Source organism: Chryseobacterium sp. MYb264 (assembly GCF_035974275.1).
Lineage (GTDB): Bacteria > Bacteroidota > Bacteroidia > Flavobacteriales > Weeksellaceae > Chryseobacterium.
The window spans coordinates 2,427,396-2,439,014 of the sequence record NZ_CP142422.1; the positions used below are offsets into that span (position 1 = coordinate 2,427,396).

At 34.5% G+C, this 11,619-nt stretch carries 11 protein-coding genes; 6 read left to right on the forward strand and 5 right to left on the reverse strand.

All coding sequences use genetic code 11. The features are described from left to right. Nucleotides 1-131: 131 nt before the first annotated feature. Nucleotides 132-662 (reverse strand): SRPBCC family protein, encoded by a 531-nt coding sequence (locus tag VUJ46_RS10340; protein WP_326984901.1) that lies wholly within the window; start codon nucleotides 660-662, stop codon nucleotides 132-134. 214 nt (nucleotides 663-876) lie between these two features. Here VUJ46_RS10340 and VUJ46_RS10345 point away from each other — a divergent pair, with 214 nt between their 5' ends. The 6 genes from VUJ46_RS10345 to VUJ46_RS10370 all read left to right on the forward strand — a co-directional run bounded on the left by VUJ46_RS10345 (nucleotide 877) and on the right by VUJ46_RS10370 (nucleotide 6,268). Beyond that, a complete protein-coding gene (locus VUJ46_RS10345) occupies nucleotides 877-2,895 on the forward strand; it encodes a M3 family metallopeptidase (RefSeq protein WP_326984902.1) in 2,019 nt (672 codons plus the stop codon). Between the two features lie 180 nt (nucleotides 2,896-3,075). Then, entirely contained in the window at nucleotides 3,076-3,618 is a 543-nt protein-coding gene (locus tag VUJ46_RS10350; protein ID WP_326984903.1) for a GNAT family N-acetyltransferase, read from the forward strand. Nucleotides 3,619-3,656: 38 nt separating this feature from the next. After that, the gene (locus VUJ46_RS10355) at nucleotides 3,657-4,040 is read left to right on the forward strand and encodes a tetratricopeptide repeat protein (protein WP_326984904.1); all 384 of its coding nucleotides are present in this window, start codon (nucleotides 3,657-3,659) and stop codon (nucleotides 4,038-4,040) included. Between the two features lie 20 nt (nucleotides 4,041-4,060). Further along, a complete protein-coding gene (locus tag VUJ46_RS10360; protein ID WP_326984905.1) occupies nucleotides 4,061-4,261 on the forward strand; it encodes a YqaE/Pmp3 family membrane protein in 201 nt (66 codons plus the stop codon). A 75-nt stretch (nucleotides 4,262-4,336) separates the two neighbouring features. Next, nucleotides 4,337-5,071 (forward strand): YARHG domain-containing protein, encoded by a 735-nt coding sequence (locus tag VUJ46_RS10365; protein WP_326984906.1) that lies wholly within the window; start codon nucleotides 4,337-4,339, stop codon nucleotides 5,069-5,071. A 237-nt stretch (nucleotides 5,072-5,308) separates the two neighbouring features. Beyond that, entirely contained in the window at nucleotides 5,309-6,268 is a 960-nt protein-coding gene (locus VUJ46_RS10370; RefSeq protein ID WP_326984907.1) for a bifunctional helix-turn-helix transcriptional regulator/GNAT family N-acetyltransferase, read from the forward strand. 93 nt (nucleotides 6,269-6,361) lie between these two features. Here the strand turns inward: VUJ46_RS10370 and VUJ46_RS10375 are convergent, their stop codons facing one another. The 4 genes from VUJ46_RS10375 to VUJ46_RS10390 all read right to left on the reverse strand — a co-directional run bounded on the left by VUJ46_RS10375 (nucleotide 6,362) and on the right by VUJ46_RS10390 (nucleotide 11,613). Beyond that, complete coding sequence (locus VUJ46_RS10375) at nucleotides 6,362-8,215, reverse strand: alkaline phosphatase family protein (RefSeq protein ID WP_326984908.1); 1,854 nt, start codon at nucleotides 8,213-8,215, stop codon at nucleotides 6,362-6,364. Between the two features lie 240 nt (nucleotides 8,216-8,455). Beyond that, nucleotides 8,456-9,127: an HAD-IA family hydrolase gene (locus tag VUJ46_RS10380; RefSeq protein WP_326984909.1), complete on the reverse strand. Its 672-nt coding sequence runs from the start codon at nucleotides 9,125-9,127 to the stop codon at nucleotides 8,456-8,458. A gap of 8 nt (nucleotides 9,128-9,135) precedes the next feature. Further along, a complete protein-coding gene (locus VUJ46_RS10385) occupies nucleotides 9,136-10,290 on the reverse strand; it encodes a TIGR03364 family FAD-dependent oxidoreductase (RefSeq protein WP_326984910.1) in 1,155 nt (384 codons plus the stop codon). Between the two features lie 6 nt (nucleotides 10,291-10,296). Then, nucleotides 10,297-11,613 carry a DUF5690 family protein gene (locus tag VUJ46_RS10390; RefSeq protein WP_326984911.1) on the reverse strand — a complete coding sequence of 439 codons (1,317 nt, stop codon included), beginning with the start codon at nucleotides 11,611-11,613 and terminating at the stop codon, nucleotides 10,297-10,299. Nucleotides 11,614-11,619: the final 6 nt, after the last annotated feature.

An 11,619-nucleotide genomic window follows, 5' to 3' on the forward strand; every position in this document is an offset into this window, starting at 1 on the left:
ATAAAGATAATATTTTTTTAATAATAATATCCTCTGAACCTGTTGATCTCCTGTAATCTCTTCCTCCTTTAATCAGATACTCTCAATACCCATGGATTTCAAAAATTACTATAAAATACAATGCGGTGATTTTACTTTTCTGAAATTACCTTGAGTTCATCCAGCCCCTGTCCAAACATTTTCCCCATCTGCATATCCATCATAGGTTTCAACAGCTTCATCCCGGTCGTCAGTTCATTATCAATAGCCCAGGTCACTCTAGTCCCTTTTTCCTCAGGGGTTAAAATGAATTTTGTTTTGGCTACCCCTTCCCAGGGTTTTATAAAATGGAGATTGCAGGAAAGCTTTTTATTCGGTATTACCTCGGTTATCGTTTCCTCACCTTCACCAACCTCATCATTCCCTTTCCAATGATAAGCATCTCCCACCGTCCCCTGGATACCTGAATACGTAATCTGAATATTAGGATCTGCCTTAGCAAAGGGATTCCATACATTCATTTCCTTTGTTGAAGCGATATGTTCCCAAACTTTTTCACACGGTGCCTCGATGACCACAGATTTTTCAAAATGATAGTTCTTACGGAAAGCCAACAGCGCAATGACAACATATCCGACAATGAGAAAAATAATTATTCCGATGATTTTTAATAATATTTTCATAGTTTAAATATATTGGAGTTTAATTTTTTAATATGGATCAGGATGAACCTTACCTTCAAAATTAGCTGTTCCCTCTCCATTTCAGCTTCGCTTATGACAAGATTATTAAAGATAAACAATTTTGTCACATCTTTTAACCAGGGCATTATTTTTGTGTCATTACTCCCGAATCAACTATGATTCCTTACATTTACAATAATTATAAATCAAAAAAATGAATATTTTAACCGAAAATTTTGCTACACCATATCATTCCGCACCATTCACTTCTATTAAAAATGAAGATTATCTTCCGGCTTTTAAAGAGTTAATTCAGAAATCCGAGGAGGAGGTTGATGCCATTGTTAACAATTCTGAAGAACCCACTTTTGAAAATGTGATCGAAGCTTTGGCTTATTCCGGAGAGCAGCTTGATAAGGTTTCCAATATATTTTTTAATTTAAATTCAGCTGAAACGAGTGATGAATTACAACAGATCGCTCAGGAAGTGTCACCGATTTTAACGGAATATTCTTCAAAAATTTCTCAAAACGAAGCTTTATTCAATAAAATTAAAAAAGTTTACGATGAAAAAGAGAAATATAATCTGAACGAAGAACAGCAAATGCTTTTAAATGAAACCTACAAAGGTTTTGTGAGAAGCGGTGCTCTTTTAAATGAAGAAGACAAAGAAAAATTAAAAAAAATCAGCATGGATTTATCCTTAAAGTCTCTTCAATTCGGGCAAAACGTGTTGGCTTCAACAAATAATTACTTTAAACATATCACCAATAAAGAAGATTTGGCAGGAATTCCGGAAGCGATTTTGGAACAATATGCCGAAGAAGCAAAAGAGAGAAATCTCGAAGGTTGGGTGGTAACTTTGCAATATCCAAGCTATATTCCGTTTATGACGTATGCTGAAAACCGCAAACTGAGAAAAGAAATTGCATTGGCAAACGGTAAAAAATCTTTCGACGGTGGTGAATTTGATAATCAAAACTTAATTAAAGAGCTTTTACATTTAAAACAACAAAAAGCAGAATTATTAGGTTACACGAATTATGCAGACTACGTTCTGGAGGAAAGAATGGCAAAATCTCCGACAAAAGTTATCGACTTTTTGAATGAACTTTTAGTAAAAGCAAAACCTTACGCTGATAAAGAAATCGAAGAATTAAAATCTTTAGCAAAAGCCGACGGAATCGAGGAAATGCAAGCTTACGACCATGCTTTTTATGCGGAAAAACTTCGTAAAGCAAAATATGATTTGAATGATGAGGAATTAAAACCTTACTTTCCATTAGAGCAAGTTCAGGACGCTGTTTTTGGATTATCAAAACAACTTTTCGAATTAACTTTTGAGGAAAGAAATGATATTCCGAAATATCATGAAGACGTAAAAGTGTATGAGGTTAAAGAAAACGGAGAATACAAATCTTTACTGTACGTTGATTATTTCCCGAGAAAAGGCAAAAGAGCCGGAGCCTGGATGACTAGCTATAAAAGCCAGTATCAAAAGGATGGAGAAAATTCTCGTCCTCATATTTCTATCGTTTGTAATTTCAGCAAACCAACGAAAGATACACCGAGTTTATTGACGTTTCAGGAAGTGACGACTTTATTCCATGAATTTGGTCACGCCCTTCACGGAATGTTGGCAAACACGCAATATCCTACCCTTTCCGGAACTTCTGTGAAATGGGATTTTGTGGAATTGCCTTCTCAGTTTTTGGAAAATTTCTGCTACGAACCGGAATTCTTAAAAACTTTCGCCAAACATTACAAAACAGGTGAAATTTTACCGGATGAAAAAATTGAAAAAATTGCTCAGTCGAAAAACTTTATGGAAGGTTATCAAACGTTGAGACAACTTGGTTTTGGACTGCTGGATATGAATTACCATACTAAAGTTGCAGAGTTGGAGAATAAAAGTGTGAAAGAGTTTGAGGATAATTATACAAAAGCTACACAACTATACCCTGCAAATCCTGAAACAGCGATGAGTCCGAGTTTTTCGCATATTTTCCAGGGTGGATATTCTGCGGGATATTATTCTTACAAATGGGCGGAAGTTTTGGATGCGGACGCGTTCCAATATTTCAAGGAAAACGGAATTTTCAATCCTGAAATTGCCGCAAAATATAAAGTTCTTCTTTCTTCCGGCGGTACAAAAGACCCGATGGAATTGTATAAGAGTTTCAGAGGGAGCGAGCCGAAAGTGGAGAGTTTGTTGAAGAGGGCGTTTGGATAGAATTTTAAAAATAAAACATTGAAACCATTAAGTTTGATCTTAATGGTTTTTTATTTAATAGAAATTAATTTTCAGATAAACATAAAATACTGTTATTCTATAATAAAAAATACATCCATCAAATTGTCTTTGTAAAAAATAAATAAGATATGAAATTGATAAAAACTGTACTTTTAAATTATGAAATACCTTCTCACCAATCAGGAAACCAAAAGACTTCTTTTTCGAAAACTGGAAAATTCCGATTTTGATCATTGGCTTGAATTATTTCAAGATGAGCATACCGCCAAAATGCTCGGAATGGAAAATTTTAAAACGCCAAAAGAACGTTGTGAAAAATGGTTTGAATGGACTTTTAATAGGTATGAAAATAATCTCGGCGGGCAAAATGTACTGATTTCGAAAGAAACTCAGCAATTAATCGGGCAATGTGGATTATTGGTACGTGAAGTGGAAAATAAATTTGAATTGGAAATCGCTTACTCTATCCTTCCTGCATTTCGAGGTCAAGGTTTTGCGATTGAAGCAGCTACAAAATGTAAAGATTTTGCTTTTGAAAAAAAATTTCATAATCGATTGATTTCCATTATTATTCCCGAAAATGAAAATTCAAAAAATATCGCGTTAAAAAACGGAATGACTTTTAAAAGATCAATTGATTATTCGGGAAAAATGATGGATTTATTTCAAATAGATAAACAAGATTGGGAAAATTTGAATTAATTTGTACTTTAATAAAAATCAACCCCGGAATTTAGACGATGAACACGATAACAAAAAGACTAGAAAACACAAAAAAACTCCAAGCCAAAAGATTGGAAAACGAAGATTATTGGGATGATATTAATGAACTTCTGGTAAAAGAATTAAAAGAAATATTGAGCATTGAACCTCAAAATACTTCTGCTTTAATCAATTTGGGTGCTGTTTTATCTGATTCTGGTGAGAATGAAAATGCCTTGGCGGTTTTAAAGATGGCGGTAGATTTGGGTTCTGAAGATAAAAATCTGTATATCAATCTCGCCATTGTGATGATCGATTTGGGAATGCACGCGGAGGAATATCATGAATATCTGGAGATTTCTGAACATTTCATTGAAGATCCGCTGACTTTTAAAGCGTATTTTGATCCTCAATCCCATTAATAAATTATAAACACAAAAATATGTTACTAGCCATTTTATTACCCTTCCTTTCATTTATCGTTCGTGGAAAAATTCTTACGGGAATTCTCTGTCTGATATTACAAATCACGTTGATCGGCTGGATTCCCGCTGCGATTTGGGCCGCATTATCACTGAATAATGAAAGAGCTGAAAAGAGAAACAAACAGTTAATCAGAGCTATGCGTGAAAATAAAAAGTAACATTTCATAACAAACAACTACCAATCCTTTAAGAAATTAGAGGATTTTTTCTTCAAAAAACCAACTGTACAAATCGTGAAATTAACACTAGCCCTTTTATTTTTTTCCGGAATCATCGGTAATAATCATGCTCAAGAGCTAAAAGACTGTTCAGTATGTTCAACACAGATGATCAAACCTGAGCAGATCGAAGCGTTGAGCATTGATGAAATTCGTCTGTTAAACAACGAAATTTTTGCACGAAACGGCTATCGATTTGAGAACCCAAGGTTTCAGCAATTTTTCGCAGAAAAACCATGGTATCATCCCGTAAATGACAATAAAAGCATTGTTTATAACACCACCGAAAAGCAGAATATCAAACTTTTCCAGGAAAGAACCGGACAGCTAAAAGTACGTCAGGAAGCAGTGGTCACTCAATTGAAAGATCTGAAGACATTGGTGATGAACGGAAAAATTACTGAGCTGAAATCAAAATATAACTTCTCTTACGAACCCCAATATTCAAAAGAAGAATCAGAACTGCTCAAGCGTGTATTTCAAAAGGTCAATGTAGATGATATTCATTATTACAAAAACAAAGGACTCCACAGCGTAACCGTAGACAATGGCTTTGTAAAAATTGTTTATGAAATCGCCATTGAGAATAACAAAATCAATTTGTTTTATAACTACATGGCCCATTCCAAGATTATTGCCAATTTTGATGTGTTTACCGATTATCATTCTGAAGAGGAATATATGTATAACTGGCAATTTGAGTTTACCAACAATAAATTACAATTCATTCGCTTAGCCATTGCAGGATAATTAAAAGATTGAAGGTTAATAAACAAAGATCAACAGTTTTAAACATCATTAATTCAAGGCATTACACCTTATAAAAATTTCAATATTATTCGTACAAAACTTTCCTATTCAATTACATCTAATTGCTTATTTAATAGTATTCTACACTTGATTTTCCAAAAATTTAATTAAAAATTTGGTGATAAAAATCAAATATTTTACATTTGCATAACTAGTTATATAATAAATTATAAAACAATGAATGTTTTTGATAAAACCGGGAAAATGGCTTTAGGAAGCAGAATGAGAGTTTTAACTGCTAAAATGACAGACGATGCGGCTAAAATCTATGAGATGTATAATGTGGAAGGGTTTATTCCGAAATGGTTTCCGGTCTATTTTTTACTTTCCGAAGAAGGAGAAAAAACGATCACCGAAATTGCTGAAGAAATCGGACATTCCCAGCCTTCTGTGACGAAAATAGTGAAGGAAATGACGAAGGAAGGATTTATTGACGACAGCATCCAGTCGGCGGACAAGCGCAGAAATGTGGTTGCTCTTTCGGAAAAAGGAATGGCGCTTTCAGACAAAATAAAGATCCAGTGTCAGGATATCGACAATGCGGTAGAATTGATGTTGAATGAAGCTTCACACAATCTTTGGGAAGCCATTAAAGAATGGGAACATCTTTTGGAAAAAAAATCTTTGTTTAAAAGGGTTCAGGATCAGAAGAAAAACCGCGAAAGTAAAGAAGTTGAAATTGTGGAATATGAAGAAAAATATCAGCAGGCATTTAAAGATCTGAATGAAGAATGGATCTCAACTTATTTTGAAATGGAAGAAGCCGATTATAAAGCGCTGGATCATCCGAAGGAATATATTCTCGATAAAGGCGGAAAAATTTTGGTCGCGCTTTATCAAAATGAGCCTGTCGGCGTCTGTGCATTAATTAAAATGAATGATCCCAACTATGATTTTGAAATGGCAAAAATGGCCGTTTCACCAAGGGTTCAAGGGAAAAGTATTGGCTGGCTTTTAGGTCAGGCGGTTGCAAAAAAAGCAAAAGAAATGGGCGGTTCTACCCTATATCTGGAAAGCAATACCATACTGAAACCTGCGATTAATCTCTATTATAAATTAGGTTTTGAGAAAGTAGCGGGTAATCCTTCACCTTACAAACGCGCCAATATTCACATGGTTTTAGATTTAAAAGATTAAAATTTTAATAAAAAAAGATATTAGAACTCGGAAATAGGTCCTTGTTCTAATATCAAATCTAAATCTATTAATAATTACCTTTATAAGTAAGTTTTACTTTTTGATAAAAGTTTTGGTTAAAGAATTTTTACTTCCATTGATTTTAACAAAATAAATTCCGTTCGGATAATTTTCGATATTCAGTTTTTCATTATAATTTCCGTTCAAAGAATTCATCTTTTTAGAAGTTAAGATGGAACCTTTTGCATCGATAATTTCAACTTTCAATTCCTTTTCATCCGATTTATATCTCACATTAATATCGTGAGTGACAGGATTTGGAAACAATTCAAAATCATTATTTTTTAATTTCACATCATTAACGCCTAAAACATTCCCTTGACAAACCGGAACTCTATTCACCCCATCAATTCCCCAAGAAGCCTGAACCGGAATACAAAGCCAGTTCAACACCGTCGGCAAGTGATCCGTTTCTCTTGTTGTTGATAAATAATTGAATATCTTAAAGTTGCTTGTTGTTGCTAAATCTCTTGCCGGAGAACCTGTAACTGCAGCATTATTTGCATTTACACTTGAATCTACCAAAGTATTTCCTGAAGTTTCATCGCATTTCCAATTTGCCAATAACTGACTGTAATAAGGATGCGAAGACGTAATATCCTGATTGGCCCAATTCACGATTACATCATTCGGAAGCGCAGATTTCCAAATTCTGATGTCTTTGTAAGAAGCCGCCAGATTTTGTCCGTACACATTTGTCCCGTCTTGATTAATCGTTAAAGGAAGCCCGGAATCTATATTTCCAATAGTATTCATTTTAGCAAAAGTCACAGGTACACCATCTTCATACATCGTCACAAGCCCCTCTCTGTCGAAGCTTACGGCAATATGTTTCCACTGGTTGGTTTCTGCTTTTCCGCCTACCAAGTCTATTCTGTTTACACCATCGCCAATATTCATTTTAAAAGTCTGCCCGGAATATCCTGAAATCACAAAACCTTTATATTTACCATTTGCCCAGTTTTTATTGCTGATCATTACCGGATCGCTGGAATAGCTTGCATTCGGTTTTACCCAAAATTCAATGGTAAAATCCTGAGTAGCTCCAAAATTAAAGGGTGTTTGATTCGCCGGTTTTGCATAAGTACCTGCCGGAAAACTTAGCTGATTGAAAGTTTTATTGGATTCAACAATTGTTTTGCTGATCTGCTGAGGAGTAAAATTCGGGTTGGAATAAATCGTAAAAATATCTCTTTCTGAAAGACTTCCGCCACCGTGAGAAGTATCTGTCGCGCCGTGATCTGTCGTTAAAACCACCATCCAGTCTTCATTATTGTAAGTCGTGCGGTTTTTCATAGCGGCAACAATTTCGCCGATGTAAGCATCTGTCGTTTCAATCGAAGAAACATATTGCGAAGTATTAGAATTGAATCCGTAAGAATGTCCCGCGTGGTCAACATCATCAAAATCAATAAATAAAATGTCAGGATTATCACTTTGTAAAGCGCCGACAGCAGCATTTTTTACGGCCAAATCGGTTCCGTAATTTGTTTTTACATCTGCATTCTGAACAATAATATCATTAATCGGCGACCAATGTGCCAAAGAAATCGTTCTTAAATTCGGATTATAAGCTTCTGCTCTCGTCATGAAATCAGGATAATTCGTGAAATTCGGACTTGTAAAATTGTTGTCCTGAACGTTGTGTTTCGTGTGCCAGGCTCCTGTTAACATCGTGCTCCAACCGTTTCCACTCCAAGTTGTTGCCGCGCAAAGTCCGTCCAGAGAATAGATTGATTGATTAATCAGATTGTGGATGTTGGGTGTGTTTGAAGACATCATCACATCTGCCCTGCAGCCGTCGATACCGATGAAAAGAATTTTTTTGGTTTGAGCCATTAAAGAACAGCCAACCAGAACAGCCATTGAAAATAGTTTTGTTTTCATAAATAGATTGTTTTTCGAAAAGAAAAAGTTTACAAATAGTAATTTTATTTTAATAATTGTAAAATTAATTTACTATTTGTAAACCTAAATAAACTCACTGTTAATTAATTGATAATTAAATTTTTCATAAGTAAAGAGAAATTTCAGCCGAAAATAACTTTGTCAAAGTTCTAAACTTTGACAAAGTTGGTGAAACAAATCTTTAAAATGAGGCTGAATAAATAGCTGAATTTGAAAGAATTAGTTAAGAAAAGTTTCAGCCTCAGAAATAGTATTTAAAATATAGTCGGGATATGATTTTTCCAGTTCAGATTGCGTCTGAGCCCCTGAGAGAACGGCAATTGTCAATCCACAACCTGCATTTTTGCCTTCTTCAATATCAATAACAGAATCTCCTGCTTTTAAAACCAATTCAGGTTTACTAATATTAAACTTTTTCATCGCCAACAAAATCATTTCCGGGCTTGGACGACTTTCAGAAACATCATTTGCGGTAATTAAAGCATCAAAATGAATATTTTCTTTCCATTGCAATTTATCTAAAAGCTGTTGCGCGATTTCGGAAGTATAGCCTGTATTTAAAACCACTTTTTTATTTTTAGACCTCATATTCAACAGGAAATTTTCAACACCATTGATCGGTTTTACATCTAAATTTTGATAAGCTTCTTTTAACTGATCTGAAAAGTTTTCAAAAATGGCGTGCGCATCGTTTTCATTTCCACCAATTTCTTTTAATAAACTTGTGATAGCTTCCAGTTTTTCCATCCCGGCGCAGACTGATAAAACTTTGTCTAACTTGACGTTATAACCATAATCGTTTACCGAGTTCATCACCGTTTTGTACACCACATTGTCTTCATCTATAGTAGTTCCGGCCATATCCAGAACCAATAATTCTATATTCTTCATTCTAATTTTTATGCGTAAATTTTGTCTATATTAAGTTTTGAGAAGCCACCGCTTCCCGTCATTCCTTTTCCTCCGATTCCTGTAATAATGTGGATATTCGGAGAAGGATTGTGCTCGAAAATGTCTTTCGATTTGCACTGAGAATACACGCCAAACCAGCGTCTTTGGATCTCATAAGTTGGTAAATCAATGATTTTTTTAGCTTCTTCGATCATGAATTCATCAATGTCCATATTTAAATCAAAACCAAGATCGTCGGCATGTTTCACATCGGCATATTCGTGAGAATCTCCCAAAATAATAGAACCATCCAAAGCCTGTTTAAATAAAATATGAATCCCAAATTTCTTTTCAAACGAGTTTTTATCTTCCAATTCTTTTATTTTCTGGAAAGACGGACATTCACCAAACGACTCATATCTTCTGATCGAAAGTCCCGTTAAAATATTTCCCTGCAAAGAATAAATTCCCTGTGGTTTTGTCTGAAGCATTTGAAGCTTACTTACTTCCAAATCGCTTTCGTTAAATACTTTTGGATATAATGTTTTAAACTCATGTCCGCCACAAATAATCAATTTTGAAGCATGAAATTCTGTCCCTTCTGAAGTTACTGCGATGCATTTTTGATCGTCTTCATTCGTTTCAACAACCGTCGTATTATAGAAAATCTGCAATCCGAATTTTTCCTGTAAAAGTTGATGAAGTTTTACAATCATCTCCGCCGAATCCACCGACAATTCCTGAGGAAAAAATAATCCGCCTTTGCAATAATCCGAACGAAGTCCGTCGTATTTCTGAACGCATTCGTTTTTAGACAAAAGAACAGATTCATAATCATTATTTTTATTGATTTCAGAAAGTTCTTCGATCAATTGTAATTCTTCATCGTTGGAAGCGATGTACACCGAACCGTTTTTTCTGATCGTTAAATCTGTTTGAGCATGCAATTCATTATATATTTCCAGACTTTCGCGCCCGAAGTTTTGCCATTTCAAATCCATCCCGGAAGGAACAACCTGCCCGAAATTTCTTACCGTTGCGCCTTGAGGAACAGAATTTCTTTCCAGCAAAGCCACTTTTAGATTTTTCTTCAACGCATGATAGGCATGGAATGTCCCAAGAATTCCACCTCCCACAACGATTAAATCAAATTTTGTTGTCATTTTTTACTATAGATTTAAATTTTTCGACGTATCGAAATTGATATACTGATTAGATTTTGAATTCAAATTAGAATTCGGTTTTGCCTTCTTTCTAAACGATAAAAAGGCAATGATTGAGGTAATTAAAACAATCGCTACAATGATGTAATTCAGATGAATATAAAAATTAAGCCATGATGTTTTTGCCGAACCGAAGTTTTTGTAAAGAAGAATTAAAACGCTTCCCAAATAACCAAAAGAGTCAACGACATAAATCAGAAATCCTACATTTCCTTTGATATCGAAAGCAGCGATCATTCGGTCAAAATAAATTCCGTTGAAAGGAATATAGCAGATATACATCCCAAAACCGGACAAAACCATCCAATAAAAAGGAGAAATTGAACCATTCTGAAATAAATACGTGGAAAAACCAACCGTCAGAATTCCTGCAAAAAGAATATAATGATAATATTTAAAGGCTTTCTTGTTGTTTTTAACTTTCACCATAAAACTTAAAATCAACAAAACCATCACCGCAATCGGAATTTCCGTTAAAGTGAAAATCGACGAATCAAATTGATAATGTAAACCATCCCAGATTTCACGGTTAAAATTATCCCTGAAATCCCTCAATATAGTTAAACTCACATACAGAAGCACAATGCAAAGAACCGGAACAAAAAATTGTTTGATTAATTCTTTTCTTTCCGTTTTATTCAACGGTTGCCTTTTATTTTTCGATAAAATATCTTCTTCCGATGGTTGAGGAATTCTTTCCAGTAAAAATCCGAAAAACAGTAACGGAATAATAAAAATCAAACCTGTAGAAAACGGCATCCAGAATTCTGAAATATTGAAGGTATCCATTAAAAATTTTCCTACAGATTTTGTAAATCCTGAAGAAACTACAAAGCTTGAACATAAAAATAACCCGATGATTTCTGTGGTTTTCCGACCTTCAATATAAGAGAAAACGATTCCCCAGATCATTCCCAACGGAATCCCGTTAATGAACATAAATGCAATATTATAAGGTGCCGGAACCGCTGCAAATCCTAATAAAGCTAATTCTGCAATAGCAATGAAAAAGAATAAATAAAAAATTCTTTTCTCTGGTTTTAGTTCTGAGATGAACTTTATTCCGATGAACTTTGAGATAAAATATCCTACCGCCTGAGCAATAATGATTAATATTTTATAATCAACTCCAAAGTACACCAATCCTTCAAAAGAAGCTACTGTAAATGGTTTTCTAAAACCATACATGCAAAAGTAGACACCAAAAGCAGCGAATGCCGCCTTCAGTGTTACTAATGATTTTTTGTTGATGGATTTCATCATTTTATA